General features: G+C 70.6%; 18 protein-coding genes. 11 read left to right on the plus strand and 7 right to left on the minus strand.

Annotated features, from left to right (window positions below; genetic code table 11):
* The first annotated feature begins 65 nt into the window (after nucleotides 1-65).
* On the plus strand, nucleotides 66-881 hold the full coding sequence (locus ACQPYZ_RS06400; protein WP_433166234.1) for an MBL fold metallo-hydrolase: 816 nt from the start codon (nucleotides 66-68) through the stop codon (nucleotides 879-881).
* A 107-nt stretch (nucleotides 882-988) separates the two neighbouring features.
* Here the strand turns inward: ACQPYZ_RS06400 and ACQPYZ_RS06405 are convergent, their stop codons facing one another.
* Together ACQPYZ_RS06405 and ACQPYZ_RS06410 are read right to left on the minus strand one after the other, a co-directional pair.
* Nucleotides 989-2,095 (minus strand): glycosyltransferase, encoded by a 1,107-nt coding sequence (locus tag ACQPYZ_RS06405; RefSeq protein ID WP_433166236.1) that lies wholly within the window; start codon nucleotides 2,093-2,095, stop codon nucleotides 989-991.
* Nucleotides 2,092-3,216: a glycosyltransferase family 4 protein gene (locus ACQPYZ_RS06410; RefSeq protein WP_433166237.1), complete on the minus strand. Its 1,125-nt coding sequence runs from the start codon at nucleotides 3,214-3,216 to the stop codon at nucleotides 2,092-2,094. Before ACQPYZ_RS06410 ends, ACQPYZ_RS06405 begins: the two co-directional genes overlap by 4 nt.
* A gap of 210 nt (nucleotides 3,217-3,426) precedes the next feature.
* Here ACQPYZ_RS06410 and ACQPYZ_RS06415 point away from each other — a divergent pair, with 210 nt between their 5' ends.
* From ACQPYZ_RS06415 to ACQPYZ_RS06425, 3 genes are all read left to right on the plus strand, one after another.
* Nucleotides 3,427-3,720, plus strand: coding sequence for a toxin-antitoxin system HicB family antitoxin (locus ACQPYZ_RS06415; protein WP_433166239.1), 294 nt, complete (start codon nucleotides 3,427-3,429; stop codon nucleotides 3,718-3,720).
* Nucleotides 3,721-3,743: 23 nt separating this feature from the next.
* The gene (locus ACQPYZ_RS06420; RefSeq protein WP_433166241.1) at nucleotides 3,744-4,154 is read left to right on the plus strand and encodes a type II toxin-antitoxin system VapC family toxin; all 411 of its coding nucleotides are present in this window, start codon (nucleotides 3,744-3,746) and stop codon (nucleotides 4,152-4,154) included.
* Nucleotides 4,155-4,234: 80 nt separating this feature from the next.
* Nucleotides 4,235-5,815, plus strand: a complete 1,581-nt coding sequence (locus ACQPYZ_RS06425) for an acyl-CoA mutase large subunit family protein (RefSeq protein ID WP_433166243.1) — start codon at nucleotides 4,235-4,237, stop codon at nucleotides 5,813-5,815.
* Between the two features lie 9 nt (nucleotides 5,816-5,824).
* On the opposite strand, the gene ACQPYZ_RS06430 is transcribed toward ACQPYZ_RS06425, so the two are convergent.
* The gene (locus tag ACQPYZ_RS06430) at nucleotides 5,825-7,012 is read right to left on the minus strand and encodes an amidohydrolase (protein WP_433166245.1); all 1,188 of its coding nucleotides are present in this window, start codon (nucleotides 7,010-7,012) and stop codon (nucleotides 5,825-5,827) included.
* Between the two features lie 233 nt (nucleotides 7,013-7,245).
* Here ACQPYZ_RS06430 and ACQPYZ_RS06435 point away from each other — a divergent pair, with 233 nt between their 5' ends.
* From ACQPYZ_RS06435 to ACQPYZ_RS06460, 6 genes are all read left to right on the plus strand, one after another.
* Complete coding sequence (locus tag ACQPYZ_RS06435; protein WP_433166246.1) at nucleotides 7,246-8,304, plus strand: BMP family lipoprotein; 1,059 nt, start codon at nucleotides 7,246-7,248, stop codon at nucleotides 8,302-8,304.
* Between the two features lie 169 nt (nucleotides 8,305-8,473).
* Nucleotides 8,474-9,931, plus strand: coding sequence for an ABC transporter ATP-binding protein (locus tag ACQPYZ_RS06440; protein WP_433166248.1), 1,458 nt, complete (start codon nucleotides 8,474-8,476; stop codon nucleotides 9,929-9,931).
* On the plus strand, nucleotides 9,931-11,040 hold the full coding sequence (locus ACQPYZ_RS06445) for an ABC transporter permease (RefSeq protein WP_433166250.1): 1,110 nt from the start codon (nucleotides 9,931-9,933) through the stop codon (nucleotides 11,038-11,040). Before ACQPYZ_RS06440 ends, ACQPYZ_RS06445 begins: the two co-directional genes overlap by 1 nt.
* Nucleotides 11,037-12,299, plus strand: coding sequence for an ABC transporter permease (locus ACQPYZ_RS06450; RefSeq protein ID WP_433166252.1), 1,263 nt, complete (start codon nucleotides 11,037-11,039; stop codon nucleotides 12,297-12,299). Before ACQPYZ_RS06445 ends, ACQPYZ_RS06450 begins: the two co-directional genes overlap by 4 nt.
* 64 nt (nucleotides 12,300-12,363) lie before the next feature.
* The gene (locus ACQPYZ_RS06455; RefSeq protein WP_433169638.1) at nucleotides 12,364-12,711 is read left to right on the plus strand and encodes a cytidine deaminase; all 348 of its coding nucleotides are present in this window, start codon (nucleotides 12,364-12,366) and stop codon (nucleotides 12,709-12,711) included.
* Nucleotides 12,708-13,982, plus strand: coding sequence for a thymidine phosphorylase (locus ACQPYZ_RS06460; RefSeq protein WP_433166253.1), 1,275 nt, complete (start codon nucleotides 12,708-12,710; stop codon nucleotides 13,980-13,982). The genes ACQPYZ_RS06455 and ACQPYZ_RS06460 overlap by 4 nt, the downstream gene beginning before the upstream one ends.
* 37 nt (nucleotides 13,983-14,019) lie before the next feature.
* On the opposite strand, the gene ACQPYZ_RS06465 is transcribed toward ACQPYZ_RS06460, so the two are convergent.
* Both ACQPYZ_RS06465 and ACQPYZ_RS06470 read right to left on the minus strand, forming a co-directional pair.
* Nucleotides 14,020-14,679, minus strand: coding sequence for a hypothetical protein (locus ACQPYZ_RS06465; protein ID WP_433166255.1), 660 nt, complete (start codon nucleotides 14,677-14,679; stop codon nucleotides 14,020-14,022).
* Between the two features lie 98 nt (nucleotides 14,680-14,777).
* Nucleotides 14,778-15,377, minus strand: a complete 600-nt coding sequence (locus ACQPYZ_RS06470; protein ID WP_433166256.1) for a uridine kinase family protein — start codon at nucleotides 15,375-15,377, stop codon at nucleotides 14,778-14,780.
* Nucleotides 15,378-15,459: 82 nt separating this feature from the next.
* Here ACQPYZ_RS06470 and ACQPYZ_RS06475 point away from each other — a divergent pair, with 82 nt between their 5' ends.
* Entirely contained in the window at nucleotides 15,460-15,891 is a 432-nt protein-coding gene (locus ACQPYZ_RS06475) for a hypothetical protein (RefSeq protein ID WP_433166258.1), read from the plus strand.
* On the opposite strand, the gene ACQPYZ_RS06480 is transcribed toward ACQPYZ_RS06475, so the two are convergent.
* Nucleotides 15,851-16,639 (minus strand): phosphotransferase, encoded by a 789-nt coding sequence (locus tag ACQPYZ_RS06480; RefSeq protein ID WP_433166260.1) that lies wholly within the window; start codon nucleotides 16,637-16,639, stop codon nucleotides 15,851-15,853. The genes ACQPYZ_RS06475 and ACQPYZ_RS06480 overlap by 41 nt on opposite strands.
* A gap of 4 nt (nucleotides 16,640-16,643) precedes the next feature.
* On the minus strand, nucleotides 16,644-17,597 hold the full coding sequence (locus tag ACQPYZ_RS06485) for a sugar-binding transcriptional regulator (RefSeq protein WP_433166262.1): 954 nt from the start codon (nucleotides 17,595-17,597) through the stop codon (nucleotides 16,644-16,646).
* Between the last annotated feature and the right edge of the window lie 52 nt (nucleotides 17,598-17,649).

Consider the following 17,649-nt stretch of genomic DNA (forward strand, 5'->3'; position numbering starts at 1 on the left):
GCCTTGACGTTCGAGACTGCGGATGGCCCGGGATGTCGCCCGGGTCACACTGAGGGGAGAACACGGTGAGTTTCTGGATCTGTGCGACCTGCGCGGTCGAGCACTCCGAGCAGGTCGAGGTGTGCGCGATCTGCGCCGACGAACGCCAGTGGGTGCCCGCCGACGGTCAGCACTGGACCACGCTCGAGGAGCTGGCCGCCGGCGGGACGTCGGTGGTGATCGAGGAGGTCGAGCCGCGGCTGTACGGCATCACGTCGAAGCCGCCGGCCGGGATCGGGCAGCAGTCGATGCTGGTGCAGACCGACGAGGGCAACCTGCTCTGGGACCCGATCGGGTACGTCGACGACGACGCCGTACAGCGCGTGCGCGAGCTCGGCGGGATCGCGGCCGTCGTCGCCAGCCACCCGCACATGTACGGCGTCCAGGTCGAGTGGAGCCACCGGCTGGGCGGTGTACCGGTGTACGTGTCGGAGGCGGACGCCGAGTGGGTGGCCCGGCAGGACCCGGTCATCCAGACCTGGTCGGGCAAGCTCACGCCGCTGCCGGGGATCACGCTGATCCAGCCCGGCGGTCACTTCCCGGGCAGCGCGGTCACCCACTGGGCGGACGGTGCCGACGGCAAGGGTGTGCTGCTGTCCGGCGACACCGTGTTCGCCAACCCGGACCGTACGTCGGTCAGCTTCATGCGCAGCTACCCCAACCGCATCCCGCTGTCCGGTGCCGTCGTCGACCGCGTCGCCCGCTCGCTGGACGTCTTCGAGTACGACCGCCTGTACAACAACTTCGGCTCGATCATCCCGGTCGACGCCAAGGCGATCGTCCGCCGCTCCGCTGACCGCCACGCCGCCTGGACCCGAGGCGACTACGACCACCTGACCTGACTCGTTGCAATTCGACAGGAGGTATACGCCTACCAGCCGAGGGCGTTGCGCTCAGCGAGCGCCGTGTACGGGCCGGATTCGGCGATACCTCCTGTCGGTTTGCACCATCACGCGGCTAGGCGGGAGTGGGCCAGGCGGGTGTGGAGGGCGAGCATGCGGTCCACGCAGGTCTGCCAGTCGTAGAGTTCGGCGCGGCGGCGGGCCGCGGGGCGGCGACCGGGGAGCTCGGCCAGGCGGAGGGTGGCGTCGGCGAGGGCCTGGGGTGTCGCCGGCGCCCAGCGGCCGCAGGTCTCGTCGACGAGCTCACGGGCGCCGCCGGTGTCCGCGGTGACGACCGGGGTGCCGGCGGCGAGGGCCTCGAGGACGGCCAGGCCGAAGGTCTCGCCGGGGCAGACGGACAACGCGATGTCTGCCTCGGCGAGGTGCCTGGCCAGCGTCTGCCGGCCGTCGACGTACCCGTGGAAGGTGATCGGAGCCGAGCCCGCGATGGCGATCAGCTCGTCCAGGTGCGGGCCGGAGCCGTAGACGTCCATCCGCATCGGGACACCCCGGCGGTGGAGCTCGGCCGCGGTCGCGACCGCGAGATGTGGGCTCTTCTCGCGGGAGAGGCGGCCGGCGTGCACGAGCTTGAGTACGCCGTCGTCCACCGGCGACCCGAGCGACGGGTGGAACGTATCCAGGTCGACGCCGAGCGGGATCCGCACCAGCGGCGTGGTCACCTCGTCGAACTCGGCCGCCGCGTAACGTGACGTCACCACGACGGCGTCGTACGTCCGGCTGAGCAGCTTGTAGAGCGCGCCGACGCCCGCCGCGACCCCGAGCTGCCGGCCGGTCCGCAAGGACAGCATCGCGTCCAGGCGTTCGTGGCTGAACAGGATCGCGCCGAGGTCGTTCCGGCGGGCCCAGCGGGCGACCGGGAGGAGCGTCGACTTGTCGGAGATCTCGACCGTGGTGGGCCGGAAGCGTTCGAGGATCTCGATCACCCGCCACGGGTCGGTGATCAGCCGGTAGCCGCCGCCGACCTTCGGCGCCTTCATCCGGATCACGGTGCCGGCCGGGGTCTCGGTCACGGAGTCGCGCTCGCCCGGGGTGATCACGATCCGGTCGGCGCCGGCGTCGGCGTACCCCTGCCCGAGGTGCTCGATCGCGGTCCGCATCCCACCCGAGGTCGGTCCGACGAAGTTGGCCAGCTGGGCGATTCTCAGCTGGGTCATGCAACCCGTCCCACGGCCGCGGCCTCCTGGAGTACTTCGGCGTAGTGCCGGTCGACCAGGTCGTCGACGACCGCGGGCCAAGTCCGGCTCTGGACCCGCTGGAGGCCGTTGGCCGCCATCCGGCGACGGTCGTCCGGGGAGTCGAGCAGCGCCTTGACCGCCTGGCGGAGGGACCCGGGGCGGCCCGGCTCGAACAGCAGGCCGGTGGAGCCCGGACGGATCAGGTCGAGCGGACCGCCGGCCGCCGGACCGACTGTGGCGACGCCGGAGGCCTGCGCCTCCTGGATGGTCTGGCAGAAGGTCTCGTGCTCACCGGTGTGCACGAACACGTCCAGCCCGGCGAAGACCGCGGCCAGGTCGGCGCCCCGGCGCATCCCCAGGAAGGTTGCGTTCGGCAAGGAGTGTTCGAGGGCGGCGCGGTCCGGGCCGTCGCCGACGACGACCACGTGGCAATCCAGATCCGACAGCTCCGCGAGCCGGCGGACCTTCTTCTCGGCGGCCAGCCGGCCGACGTACCCGACGATCGGCTTGCCGTCGGGCGAGATCTCCCGCCGCCAGGCCTCGTCGCGGTGCTGCGGATCGAAGAGGTCCAGGTTCACCCCGCGACCCCACAGGTGCACCCGCGGTACGCCGCCCTGCACCAGCTGCTGCACCGACGCGGTCGAGGGCGCGAGCGTGCGGTCGGCGCGGGAGTGCACCCGCCGTACCCAGCGCCAGACACCGCGGTCCGCGGCCGCGAACCACGGGTACTGCCGGGCGAAGCCGGCGATGTCGGTCTGGAAGATCGCGACCGTCGGCAGGCCGAGCTTGCGCGCGCTGCGCAGTCCGTAGGCGCCGATGATGAACGGCGAGGCCAGGTGGACCAGGTCGGGCCGGAACTCGGCCATCGCCCGCTCGATCGAGGGGTCCGGCAGCCCGACCGGGAACTCCTTGTAGCCGGGGATCCCGAAGCTCCGCGCCCGCAGCACGGGAACGGCGCGGTAGGTGTCGGGGCCGGGGCCGGCGGCGATGATCAGCAGCTCGTGCCCACGGGCGAGCAACCGGTCGGCGACGTGGCGAACGGTGTTCGCGACGCCATTGATCTGCGGCAGGAAGGACTCAGCCACCATCACGATGCGCACGGTTCGAAGGTTCCCCACCGCGTGTGAACCCTCGGCGACACTCTCGTGACACGGCGTCGATTCCCTGTCGACGCGTACAGAGACATGAAGTGACCTTCAGGTTGCCACCCGGCACCACCCGGTGAGCACCCGACCAACGGCAAAAGTTGGCAGAGGCAACCGAGAAGGATGTGATAGCTATCAAATGAGACGACTGATAGCATTCACGGTATGAGGCAGCTACTACTGAGGGTGCCGGACGACCTCCACGCGCGGCTGTCGGCTCGCGCGCAAGAACGTGGTCAGTCGGTGAACGCGCTGGCCACCGAGCTCCTGGACCACTCCATCGAGGCGGATCCGGAGTCGGTGCGCCGGCGACTGCGCGCGAAGGCTCATCAGCTCGGCGTCCTGGCCGAGCCTCGCCGCCCACGCCGGGTGCTCTCGGCGGATGAACGGCAGGCGGCCCTGGAGTCGGCCAGAGGTCTCGGGCCGGTGCTCGACGACATCTTCGAGGACGGCCGATAGTGATCATCTACGTGGATTCCTCCGTGCTGGCACGTGCGTACCTGCCGGACGAGGCGGACCACGAAGTGGCCAACCAGCTGTTGATCGGTGAGGACGCCCTGGTCACCTCGACCTGGACCCTGGTGGAGGTGACCAGCGCCCTCACCCGCGCGGCCCGGAGCGGACGGGCCGACCTGGACAGTCTGCTCGCCGCCTTCGAGTCGGACACTGCCGTCGACGGCCCGATCACGCTGCTGCGCCCCGAGCAGACCGCGGTCGAGGCGCGGGCGACCGAGATCGTCAGGCAGTACGCGCTGCGCTCGCTCGATGCCCTGCACCTGGCCGTGGCCGAGCTCGCGGCGATGCCACTCGCGGCGCCGGAGGACTGTGGATTCGCCAGCCGCGACAAGGCTCAGGCCGACGCCGCCGGGAAGCTCGGCTTCGTCGTCAGCTGAGAGACGACTGTCACAGAGCGTGCGGGATGTCACCTGGTTGTGCGTACCAGTGGTGGGGTGGTTCGGCCTACCGTGGGGGGATGAGTCGTCGGAGTGAGTCGGGGTTCGAGGTCGCGCCGGTGTACGGGCCGGAGGCGCTGGCCGGGTTCGAGCCGGAGGCGAAGCTGGGGGAGCCGGGGCGGTTCCCGTTCACCCGCGGGGTCTACCCGACGATGTACACCCAGCGGCCGTGGACCATGCGCCAGTACGCCGGCTTCGGTACGGCGGCCGAGTCGAACCAGCGGTACCACCAGCTGATCGACCACGGCACGATGGGCCTGTCGGTCGCCTTCGACCTGCCCACGCAGATGGGGTACGACTCCGACGCGCCGATCGCGCACGGCGAGGTCGGCAAGGTCGGGGTGGCGATCGACTCGATCGACGACATGCGGGTGCTGTTCGACCGGATCCCGCTGGACCAGGTGTCCACGTCGATGACCATCAACGCGCCCGGTTCGGTGCTCCTGCTGCTGTACCAACTGGTCGCCGAGGAGCAGGGGGTCGGCGGCGACAAGCTCACCGGCACGATCCAGAACGACGTACTCAAGGAGTACATCGCCCGCGGCACCTACATCTACCCGCCGAAGGAGTCGCTGCGGCTGATCAGCGACATCTTCGCGTACTGCCAGGCGGAACTGCCGCGCTGGAACACGATCTCGATCTCCGGCTACCACATGGCCGAGGCCGGCGCGACGCCCGCGCAGGAGATCGCGTTCACGCTGGCGAACGGGATCGAGTACGTCCGGGCCGCGGTCGCGTCCGGGCTGGACGTGGACGAGTTCGCGCCCCGGTTGTCGTTCTTCTTCGTCGCCCGGACGACGCTGCTCGAGGAGGTCGCGAAGTTCCGTGCGGCCCGGCGGATCTGGGCCCGGGTGATGCGGGACGAGTTCGGGGCGCAGAACCCGAAGTCGATGATGCTGCGGTTCCACACCCAGACCGCCGGCGTCCAGCTCACCGCGCAGCAGCCGGAGGTGAACCTCGTCCGGGTGGCGGTCCAGGGCCTGGCCGCCGTCCTCGGCGGGACCCAGTCGCTGCACACCAACTCGTACGACGAAGCGATCGCGCTGCCCACCGAGAAGGCGGCCCGGCTGGCGCTGCGCACGCAGCAGGTGCTGGCGTACGAGACCGACGTCACCGCGACCGTGGACCCGTTCGCCGGGTCGTACGTCGTCGAGGCGCTGACCGACGAGGTCGAGACGGCCGCGGTCGAGCTGATGGAGCAGGTCGAGGAGTACGGCGGGGCCGTGGGCGCGATCGAGAAGGGTTTCCAGAAGCAGGAGATCGAGGGGTCGGCGTACCTGATCGCCCAGGAGATCGACTCGGCCGAGCGGGTCGTGGTCGGGATGAACAAGTTCCGGATCGCCGAGGAGGAGCCGTACGAACCGCTCCGCGTCGACCCGGCGATCGAGGTCGAGCAGCGGGAGCGCCTCGCCAAGCTCCGCTCGGACCGGGACCAGGCCGCCGTCGACCAGGCCCTGGCCGCCCTGAAGAAGGCTGCCCAGGGCAACGACAACTGCCTCTACCCGATGAAGGACGCGCTCAAGGCCCGGGCGACCGTCGGCGAGGTCTGCAACACCCTGCGGGACGTCTGGGGCGTCTACGTCCCGGCCGACACCTTCTGATCGAGCCGCTCAGTCCAGCAGTGCGCAGGACGCCAGCACCATCATCCCAATGGCGATAGCGTCCTCGTCCGCCTCGAACCCGGGCGTATGCAGATCGGGCGCGTTGTCCACGCCCGGCGCGCGAACCCCCAGCCGGGCCATCGCACCAGGCACGTGCTCGAGGTACCAGCCGAAGTCCTCGCCGCCCAGACTCTGGTCCGTCGACGCGACCGCCTCGGGCCCGATCGAGTGCTGGACGGCTCGCTTCAGCACGGCGATCGCCTCCGCGTCGTTCATCACCGGTGGCACGCCGTGCGTGACCTCGGTGCTGACCTCGACGCCGTACGGCGCGATCAACTGCCCGGCCAGCGTCGGGACCAGGTCGGCCGCGAGCTTCCAGGCGTTCACGTCCAGGCAGCGCAGGGTGCCTTCGGCCTCGCCGCGGGCCGGGATCGCGTTCGCAGCCGAGCCGGCAGTGATCCGGCCCCAGACCAGCGACATCCCGGACCGCGGGTCGACCCGGCGGGACAGCGCGGCCGGCATCTCGGTGACCAGGGTCGCGAGGGCGTAGACGAGGTCGCCGGTGAGGTGCGGCCGGGAGGTGTGGCCGCCCTGACCGGTCAGCCGGACCAGGATGCGGTCGGACGCCGCGGTCAGCGCGCCGACCCGGAGACCGACATCGCCGACCGGCAGCCGCGGATCGCAGTGCAGGCCGTAGATCCGCCGTACGCCGTCCATCCCGCCGGCCGCGATCACGCCGAGTGCACCACCGGGCATGACCTCCTCGGCCGGCTGGAAGATCAGCCGGACGCGGTGCGTCAGCAGGCCGTCGGCCGCCATCCGCGCGAGCACCATCGCGACGCCGAGCAGTACGGCGGTGTGGACGTCGTGACCGCACGCGTGCGCGACGCCGTCGTGCGTGGACCGAAAGGGCGAGTCGACGCCGTCCGGCACCGGCAGGGCGTCGATGTCGGCACGCAGAGCGACGCAGGTGTCGCCCGAACCGATGTCGCAGATCAGGCCGGTGCCCGTCGGCAGCACCTGCGGTGACAGCCCGGCGGCCACCAGCCGCGTGCGGATCAGCTCGGTCGTCCGCACCTCGTGCCAGCCGAGCTCGGGATGGGCGTGCAGGTCCCGCCGGAGCGCCACGATCTCCTCCCGGACCGCGGCGACCCGGCTCTGCAGGTCGCTGAGCAGCACCTGCTGCGAAATCGTCATTGCGCGATTCTCGCATTCGGCCGGCGAGACACCTGTCCCAGGCTCCGAGACCGGACCGATCCGGTCACTTCCTTCTCACCCGGCGCGTTGGCGTTCTGCCGGAGCGTCACGGCGGAAACTACGATTGAGTAACGAGCATTTCAGTCACGCATTGTCAGTGGCTGGGGGGTCTGGCCGGGTCTATGGTGTCGCTGCGAACGCCTGCACGGGGCGATCTGGAACGAGGAGGCATCTTGCGGCACACGACGAAGCTGGTGGCCCTGGCCGCCACCGTGGCGCTGGTGGTGGCGGGCTGCGCCAAGAAGGAAGAGCCGGGAGGCGCCGCCGCCAGCGACGAACTGTGCGCCGACAAGTCGGGGGCGGGACCCAAGATCGGCCTGGCCTACGACATCGGTGGTCGCGGCGACAAGTCCTTCAACGACCTCGCCGCGGCGGGCGTGAAGAAGGCCCTGGACGAGCTGGACGCGACCTGTGAGGAGGCCGAGGCGGCCCAGGAGGAGCCCGACTCCGTGAAGGAGGAGCGGCTGCGGACGCTGGCCGAGGCCGGCTTCAACCCGATCATCGGCGTGGGCTTCGTCTACACCGAGGAGGTCGTGAAGGTCGCCAAGGAGTACCCGGACGTCAAGTTCGCCGTCGTCGACGGGTTCGGCGAGGCCCCGAACGTGACCAACCTGGTGTTCTCGGTCGAGCAGGGCTCGTTCCTGGTCGGCGTGGCCGCGGCCCTGAAGTCCAAGGCCAAGAAGGTCGGCTTCATCGGCGGTGTCCGCGGGCCGATCATCGACCCGTTCGCGGCCGGCTACAAGGCCGGGGTGGCCGCGGTCGACCCGGCGATCACGGTCGACATGAAGTGGCTGTCCGACAAGGGCGACGCGAAGGCGTTCGCGAACCCGGCCGGCGGCAAGACCGCCGCGACCGCGCTGTACGACGCCGGTGCGGACGTCGTCTTCCACGCCTCCGGCCTGTCCGGCGGCGGCCTGTTCGACGTGGCCGCGACGAAGCCCGACGGCACCTGGGCGATCGGTGTCGACGCCGACCAGTACCAGACCGCGACCCCGGAGCAGCAGAAGCGCATCCTGACGTCGTCGCTGAAGAAGGTCGACGTCGCCGTCTTCGACTACGTGAAGGCGTTCAAGGACGGCAGCACCAAGGCCGGCTTCGACCTCTACGACATCAAGCGGGACGGGGTCGGCTACTCGACCAGCGGCGGTCACCTCGACGACGTGACCGGCAAGATCGACGAGTACAAGGCCAAGCTGGTGGCCGGTGAGCTCACGGCTCCGTCGAAACTCTGACGTCTGAAAGCTCGGGCTCGGGCCGGTGACGCGGTAGCGTTCTGGCCCGGGCCCGAGGCTCGTCCCGGCGACAACGAGGTCGCCGCAGCGATCTGGAGCGTGCGACATCGACACCATCACTCAGACGACGGCCGTCCGGTTGCGGGGAATCGGCAAGAGTTTTCCCGGTGTGGTGGCCAACCACGACATCGACGTCGACGTCCGGACCGGCACCGTGCACGCCCTGGTCGGGGAGAACGGCGCCGGCAAGTCGACGTTGATGAAGATCCTGTACGGCGTGCAGAAGCCGGACGAGGGCTCGATCGAGATCAACGGCGACGAGGTCGTGCTGCACTCGCCGGCCGACGCGATCAAGCACGGCGTCGGCATGGTCTTCCAGCACTTCATGCTGGCCGACAACCTGACCGTGCTGGAGAACGTCGTCCTCGGCGCCGAGAAGCTGTACGGCATCGGCGACCGCGCCCGGGCGAAGATCGAGGAGCTGTCCGCGGCGTACGGGTTCGGGCTGTCGCCGGACGACCTGGTCGAGGACCTCGGTGTGGGCCAGCGGCAACGGATCGAGATCCTCAAGGTCCTGTACCGCGGCGCGCGGATCATCATCCTGGACGAGCCGACCGCGGTCCTGGTGCCGCAGGAGGTCGACGCGCTGTTCGGCAACCTGCGCGAGCTGAAGGCCGAGGGCTACACGCTGCTGTTCATCTCGCACAAGCTCGACGAGGTGCTCGCGGTCGCCGACGACGTCACCGTGATGCGCCGCGGTACGACGGTCGCCTCGGTGCACCCGAAGGACGTCACCGCGCGTCAGCTGGCCGAGCTGATGGTGGGCTCGGAGCTGCCGTCACCGAGTACGGAGGAGTCGACCGTCACCGCGGACGCCCAGCTCACGGTCGAGAACGTGTCGCTGGCCGGGCCGGGTGAGCGGAACCTGCTGGACGACGTGTCGCTGACGATCCACCGCGGCGAGGTGCTCGGCATCGCCGGGGTCGAGGGCAACGGCCAGACCGAGCTGGTCGAGCTGGTCATGGGGATGCGCCCGGTCACCTCCGGCCGCGTCCGCCTCGGCGAGAAGGACATCACCGACTGGAGTACGGCGGACCGCCGCAACGCCGGCATCGGCTACATCCCGGAGGACCGCCACCGGCACGGCCTGCTGCTGGACTTCCCGCTGTGGGAGAACCGGATCCTCGGTCACCAGGACCGGTCCCCGAGTGTGCGCGGACCGTGGATCAACAAGGCCGGGGCCCGCAAGGACAGTGCGCGGATCGTCGAGCAGTTCGACGTCCGCACGCCGTCGATCGAGACCACCGCCCGGGCGCTGTCGGGCGGCAACCAGCAGAAGTTCATCGTCGGCCGGGAGATGAGCGGCGACCCGCTGCTGCTGATCGCCTCGCACCCCACCCGGGGTGTGGACGTGGGCGCCCAGGCGGCGATCTGGGACCACATCCGCGAAGCCCGCCGCCAGGGCCTGGCGGTGCTGCTGATCTCGGCCGACCTGGACGAGCTGATCGGCCTGTCGGACCAGATCCAGGTGATCCTGCGCGGCCGGCTGGTCGGCGAGTTCGACCCTGACACCGTCACCCCGGAGCAGCTGGGCTCCGCGATGACCGGAGCCGGAGAAGAGGAGTGATGGGCAGCTTCGACCTGCGCCGGATCGGCCTGGCGCTCGCCGCGCCGGTGCTCGCGATCGTGGTCGCGCTGGTGATCACCTGCCTGGTCCTGCTGGCCGCCGGCAGCTCGGTCTCCGGCTTCCTGAGCACGATCTTCTCCGCGCCCGCCGAGCGCAACGTCATCAACATCCTGAACAACGCCTCGATCCTGTACCTGTCCGGCCTGGCGGCCGCGATCGGCTTCCGGATGAACCTGTTCAACATCGGCGTCGAGGGCCAGTACCAGGTGGCGGTCTTCACTGCCGCGGTGTTCGCCGCGCAGGGCTGGCTGCCCGGACCGGTCAACGTGGTCGTCTCGATCGTGCTGGCGATGGTCGTCGGCGCGATCTGGGCGTCGCTCGCGGGTGTCCTGAAGGTCACCCGCGGGGTCAGCGAGGTGATCTCGACGATCATGCTGAACGCGATCGCCGGCTCGCTGACGGCGTACCTGCTGCGCAAGGTCGGCGTGTCCACCGGCAGCAACCTGGCCACCGAGGAGATCCCGCGGGACAGCTGGGTGCCCGGCATCCCGCTGCTGCCCGGCGCGCCGAACGAGCTGCTCGGCCTGGCCCTGCTGGCCGTGCTCGCCGGCATCGGGTACGCCGTCCTGCTGAACCGGCTGAAGTTCGGCTTCAACCTGCGGGCCACCGGGACGTCGGCCAGCGCGGCCGTTGCCAGCGGCATCGACGTACGGCGGATGGTGGTCGTCTCGCTGATGATCTCCGGGTCGATCGCCGGCCTGATCGGGCTGCCGCTGCTGTTCGGCAGCTCGCACAGCTACGGCACCACGTTCCAGGCCGGGATCGGCTTCGCCGGTATCGCGGTCGCGCTGCTCGGCCGGAACAACCCGGTCGGCATCGCGTTCGGTGCGCTGCTGTTCTCCTACCTGACCGAGCAGAGCAACCTGCTCGAGATCAACGCCCGGGTCTCGCCGGACATCGTGGCGATCAGCCAGGGCGTCATCGTGCTCGCCGTCGTGATCGCCTACGAGGTGGTCCGCCGGTACCGCAACGCGCTGGAGCAACGGCAGGTGGCAGCGGAACTCAGTAGCTCGGCCCCGGCCGAGGCGACCCCGGAGGCGACCCGATGACGATGGCTCCCGAAGAGCTCCGGCCGGCCGGAGCCCCGTCCGAGGCGCTGGTGCCGCGGCGCCGGATCAGCATCTGGATCTGGCTGCTCGTGGGTCTGGCGCTGCTGTCGGCGGTCCGGGTCCTCACCGGTGCACACGAGGTCGACTCGGCCGGCACCATGCGCGAGGCGGTCAACGCGTCGGTCCCGATCGCCCTGGCCGCCCTGGCCGGTCTGTGGTCCGAGCGGGCCGGCGTGGTCAACATCGGCCTCGAGGGCATGATGATCCTCGGCACCATCGGCGCCGGGTACTTCGGCTACTGGTACGGCCCGTGGTCCGGCATCGTCGGCGCGATGATCTTCGGCATGATCGGCGCCGCCCTGCACGCGCTGGCGACGGTGATCTTCGGCGTCGACCACATCGTCTCCGGCGTGGCCATCAACATCATCGCCCTCGGTACGGCGGCCTTCCTGGCCGACACCTGGTTCTCCGGACTGCAGGGTGGTGGCCCGACCCAGTCGCCACCGCTGGACGCGCCGCTGTCGATCACGGTCCCGGGCATCTCGGACGCGATGATCGACCTGCAGGACCGGCACTGGTTCCTGATCTCCGACCTCGCCTCGCTGGTGGCCGCGGTGACCACCGAGCTGTCCACGATGACGATCCTGGCGATCGTGCTGATCGTCGGCAGCGCACTGCTGCTGTGGCGGACGGCGTTCGGCCTGCGGCTGCGGTCCTGCGGTGAGAGCCCGGTCGCGGCCGAGACGCTGGGCGTCAACGTCTACCGGTACAAGTTCATCGCGGTCCTTACCTCGGGGGCGATCGCCGGGGCCGGTGGCGCGTTCATCGCACTGGTCTCGTCCGGCATCTACCAGAACGGGCAGACCGGTGGGCGTGGCTACATCGGTCTGGCCGCGATGATCTTCGGCAACTGGCGGCCGGGCGGCCTGGTGATGGGCTCGGCGCTGTTCGGCTACACCGACGCGCTCCAGCTGCGGGCCGGCGGTGAAGCGGTGCACGCGCTGCTGATCATCGTCACGATCATCCTGCTCGGCGTGGCTGTGCTGCAGTACCGGCGGGGTCAGAAGATCGCCGCGATCACCTCGCTGGTCATCGCGGTCGGGTTCGCGATCTGGTTCTTCACCACCGACACCGTCCCGGCCGACTTCACCCGGATGACGCCGTACGTGACAACCCTGCTGGTCCTCGGGCTCGCGGCCCAGCGGCTCCGGATGCCGGCGGCCGACGGGCTCCGATATCGACGCGGTCAGGCGGGTTAGCGCCGTGCCGGACGAGTCCCCGGCCGTCGACTGGGCGGGGTTGCGGGCGGCGGCGGTCGAGGCGATGGGGCGCGCGTACGCGCCGTACTCGCACTTCCCGGTCGGCGCCGCGGCGCTGGTCGACGACGGCCGGGTGGTGACCGGGTGCAACGTGGAGAACGCGTCGTACGGCCTGGGGCTGTGCGCCGAGTGCGGACTGGTGTCGGAGCTGATGAACACCGGTGGCGGGCGCCTGGTCGCGTTCACCTGCGTGAACGGGCACGGCGACCTGCTGGTGCCGTGCGGGCGGTGCCGCCAGCTGTTGCAGGAGCACGGCGGCTCCGACCTGCTGCTCGAGACCACGGCCGGGATCCGGCCGCTGCGCGACCTGCTTCCCGACGCGTTCGGGCCGGAGCTTCTGGAGGAGACGTGAGTTTCGACGCGGTCGACGTCATCCGCACCAAGCGGGATCGCGGTGAGCTGAGCGACGGGCAGATCGACTGGGTGATCGACGCGTACACCCGCGGGGACGTCGCCGACGAGCAGATGTCCGCGCTGGCGATGGCGGTCCTGCTGAACGGGATGAACCGGCGCGAGATCGCCCGCTGGACCGCGGCGATGATCGCGTCCGGTGAGCGGATGGACTTCGCCGGGCTGTCCCGGCCGACCGCGGACAAGCACTCCACCGGTGGCGTCGGCGACAAGATCACGTTGCCGCTGGCCCCGTTGGTGGCGGCGTGCGGCGTCGCCGTACCGCAGCTGTCCGGGCGCGGTCTCGGGCACACCGGCGGCACGCTGGACAAGCTCGAGTCGATCCCGGGCTGGCGGGCCACGCTGTCGAACGCCGAGCTGATGCGCCAGCTGGAGGAGGTCGGCGCGGTCGTCTGCGCCGCCGGTGACGGGCTGGCGCCGGCCGACAAGAAGCTGTACGCGCTCCGGGACGTGACCGGCACGGTCGAGGCGATCCCGCTGATCGCGAGCTCGATCATGAGCAAGAAGATCGCCGAGGGCACCGGCGCACTGGTGCTGGACGTGAAGGTCGGGTCCGGCGCGTTCATGAAGGAGCTCGCCGACGCTCGGGAGCTCGCCGAGACGATGGTTGCGCTCGGCACCGACGCCGGAGTCAAGACCGTTGCCCTGCTCACCGACATGTCCGTCCCGCTCGGCCTGACCGCGGGGAACGCGCTGGAGGTCCGCGAGTCGGTCGAGGTGCTGGCCGGGGGCGGCCCGGCCGACGTGGTCGAGCTCACCGTCGCGCTGGCGACCGAGATGCTCGCCGCCGCCGGGGTGACGGACGTCGACCCGGCCGAGAAGCTGCGCGACGGTACGGCGATGGACGTCTGGCGCTCGATGATCGCGGCCCAGGGCGGCGACCCGGCGGCCGAGCTGCCGGTGGCGCCGGATCAGCACGTCGTACCGGTGCCGTCGTCCGGGGTGCTGTCGAAGCTGGACGCGCTGGCGGTCGGCGTTGCGGCGTGGCGCCTCGGGGCGGGCCGGGCGCGGAAGGAAGACCCGGTCTCCGCGGTCGCCGGAGTCGAGCTGCACGCCAAGCCCGGTGACGAGGTCACCGAAGGTCAGCCGCTCCTGACCCTGCACACCGACGACCCGGCCCGGTTCGACCGTGCCCTCGAGTCCCTCACCGACGCGGTCGAGGTCTCGACGTCGTACGACCGGCCTCCGCTGGTGATCGACCGCATCGGCTGAAGATGAAGGACCGGCCCGGGTGGAGCGGCAGCCGGCCTCAGCTGGAGGTGGTGGTGAGGCGCGCCCGCTGCTGCTTCGCGAGCGTCGTCAGCAGGGCGGTCTCCGGCCGCGGGTTGGTGCCGAGGGCACTGGTCTGCCGGACGCTGAGCTCGACGACCAGGGAGCCGACGACCATGCTCACCTCGGCGACCGCCTCCGACTGGCCGGCGCCGCCGTCGTACACGACCCGGGCGTCGCTCAGGGCGTTCGGTACGTCGAAGTCCCGCTCGTGCGTGTCCTGGTTCCAGAAGCCCAGCTGGAGGGTCTTGGCCTTGGCCGGGGTCGCGGCCTTGAAGAGCTGGACGGTGAACCGCTTCTTCTTGTCCGGGCTAAGCCGGGTCGCGCGGTAGCCCTCGACGAATCCGGCGTTGAGCAGCAGCGCCCGGTCGACGGCCGGGTCGGCGGACCAGTTGCCCAGGTAGGTGTTCGCGGTGAACGCGGCCGCGGTGCTGCGCGCGTCGGCGACGTACCCGCGGGGCAGGACGACCAGGCCGGCCAGCGCGTTCTGCGGGGCCTTGTTCTGCGCGGCGGCCGGGGCTTTGGTTGCCGAGGGCGTCTGCAATGTGCCGGTCGAGGCGCCGGCATCGCTCCCGCACCCGGTCACACCGAGCAACAACGCGGTCACCACAGCGGCAACGCCTGGCGCACTCCGCTTCACGGCCTCGTCTCCGTCCGGCTTCTCACCCCGAGAGCAACAGAAGGTTTCGCCGGTGATGTCATCAGACAAAGGTGAACACGGGGCGAACGGTCCGCGAATCAGCGGGAGCGGGCTTCGGTGAGCAAGGCCACGATCCGGCGCCGGGCGGCCTTCGGGTGCAGGGGTTCGCAGCCGGCGTCCACACACCGCTGGACGACCCGTGGGTCGTCGCGGAGGAGGAGCAGGCCGCGGCGGAGCAGGGTGAGTGGTGGCTTGCGGTGCTCGCGCAGGTCGCGCTGGAACCGCCGGACGAAGGTGACGAGCCGGTGGTGCCGGACGCAGATCGCGACCGCCAGCAGGCCGCGGTCCCGGAGTTCGCCGACGAGCTGGTCGGCGAAGATGCCCTCGGCAATGATCAACGGCGAGCCGTCGGTGGACACCGGCCGGTGCCCGACCGTCCCGTCGGCCGCGAGGTCGTAGATCGGGAGGTCCGCGGTTCCCGTCGTACACAGAGTCTCGAGGGCCGCCACGGCCCGGTCGCCGTCCCATGACCGCGGGTCGTCCCAGTCCACGATCCCGAGCGGAGACCGCGGCATCGCCTCGTCGTCCCCGTCGCGGTAGAAGTCGTCCAACCGCACCACCGGCAACCCGGCCCCGTCCGCCAACCGGGACTTCCCCGCCCCCGAAGGCCCCGCCAGCAAAACCACCCGCACACGCACCGCCCCATTCTCGGTCACCGTCCGGGGTAACGGCGAACCAGCACCTCGCGATAGGTCGGTCACACGACCAGGAGGAGCCGCCGTGCCGAAGCTGAAACTGGGTGCGGTGGTCTACGCACTGGCTGCCGTCGCTTTGGCGCTGTCGGCTGTCGCTGTACACCTGCGCTGGAGCGCGTACGCCGACGTCCAAGGCTGGCCCGTCGGCGCGACTGTGGCGGTGGACGCGCTGGCGGCAGCCGTGCTGGCGATCGGTGCGGCAACGCGCCGAGGGCTGGTCGCGGATGCCGGCCCGTGGATCTGCCGCAACGGCTGGTTGGTGCTCGGAGGGTTGACCGTCGCCGGGGCGCTCGTGGCGGTCCTGAGCAACCAGGACATGACCCCGTTCCCGATCGGCCCGGTGGTTCTCCTGCCGCACTTCGTCCGCCGGCTGCAGGAGTCGTACTACCAAGGCGTTGCCGAGGGGGAGGCCGAGGTCAGAGCAGGGCGTGGTGGAGGGTTTCGGCGTGGGTTTTGAACCAGTGGTTGGTTCGGGTGGTGAGGGCGGCTTCGCCGGTGGTCCAGCGTTGGTGGAACCAGGGGTGGCCGGTTTCGGCGCCTCGGCGGACGTAGTCCATGCACCAGACGTGGTTGCTCGCGGTCGCGTCGACCAGGCGGAGGCGGTCCGCGTCGGACAGCCCGTAGGCGTCGGCGAAGCGGCGGAGGCGGGTGAGGGTGCGACCGCGGCGGACGTCGGCGATGTCGGCGTCCGGGCGGAGTGGTGCCCACAGCCGGACCGCGGTGGCGACGTCCCAGAGCGCGGAGCCCGGACCGGCCAGATCGAAGTCGATCAGCGCGACCGCGACCCCGTCTCGGAACACCACGTTGTCGAGGTTCGGGTCGTTGTGACTGACCAGGCCAGTGACGTACTCCGCAGGCACCGGCTCGGCCCACTCGAAACCGTCGCCGGAAAAGTCCGCAACCGCCTCGTGGTACCTCCGGAGCAGGTGCGCGACGCTGTCGAGCGCCTCGTCCGTCATCGACCAGTCCGGGTACGGCGGCGTCACCGTCTCCCCGGGCACGTACGACAACACCTCACGCTCCTGCGAGTCCACCCCGAGAAACTTCGGCGCACCCGCGAACCCGACGCGCTCCAGGTGCCCGAGTAGCGCGTGGGTCGCGGTGCTGCTGACGCGCAGCGGCCGGCGGACCGTGTCGCCGACGCGTACGACGAGGCCGCGGTTCGCGGTCCCGCCGAGGAGCTGGGTCTCCACCTCACCCATCATCAGGTCAGGATGGCTCGTCCAGGAGCGCCTTCGCGAGCGGACCGTGTGTCACCAAGCCGTTCACCAGCCCGCTGCGGACCGCGGCCCGGACCGCGTCGACCTTCGCCAGTCCGTACGGGATCGCGATCACTTCGTCGATCGCGTCCATCTGCGCGGCGTTGATCGCCACCACCCGGTCGGTCACCCGGCTCTGGACCGGCCGCCCGTCCGCGTCCACGAACACCCCGGAGATGTCCGCGACCACCCCACGCCGCCGCAACTGGTCACAGGCCTTCTCGTCCATCGCGTCGTACAACGTCGACTGCCCGGCTGCCCAGGAGCCCAGCCCGACGACCGCCTTCGTCACCGAGTCGAAGTGGCTGATCGCCTCGGCCACCTCCGGCTGCTGCCGCAGCGCCCGCGCGGTCGCCGCGTCCGGTACGACGAGCGGTGCGTAGAAGAGGTACGCCGCTCCGCCGGACAGCCGGGCCGTGTGCCGGACGAGCTCCACCGAGTTCGCCTCGACGTCCGGTCGGGTCAGCGCACCCGTCAGCTGGACCACCGGGACGGGCGCCAGTGAGGTCAGCTGCTCGGTCATCGCGGTGACGGCGCGGGCCCAGGCGAGCCCGAGTACGTCGTCGGCGGTGACGATCTCGGACAGCAGGTCCGCGGCCGCCTTGCCGAGCTGGAGCCGCAGCGCCGCCGGGTCCTCCTCCGGGGTGTCCACGACGATCGCGCGCCGCAGGCCCAGGGTCTCCTGAAGCCGGGCGGACAGGTCGAGGTCGATGGCGCCCGGATGGCTGATCTCGATCCGCACCAGCCCACTGTTGCGCGCCTGGTCCAGCAGCCGTGCCACCTTGAACCGGCTCAGCCGGAACTCGTCGGCGATCTCCACCTTCGACCGTCCGTCGACGTAGTACCGGCGCGCGATCGACGCCGTCAGCACCAGCTGTGCCGGGCCGAAGGTGCTCGACTCCATGAAGCCTCCCCGCCGTTCCGCTCCGCTCATATGAGCAGGCCTGCGCCCTAGT

The sequence above is a fragment of the Kribbella sp. CA-247076 genome (assembly GCF_050942445.1).
In the GTDB taxonomy this organism is placed as follows: Bacteria; Actinomycetota; Actinomycetes; order Propionibacteriales; family Kribbellaceae; genus Kribbella.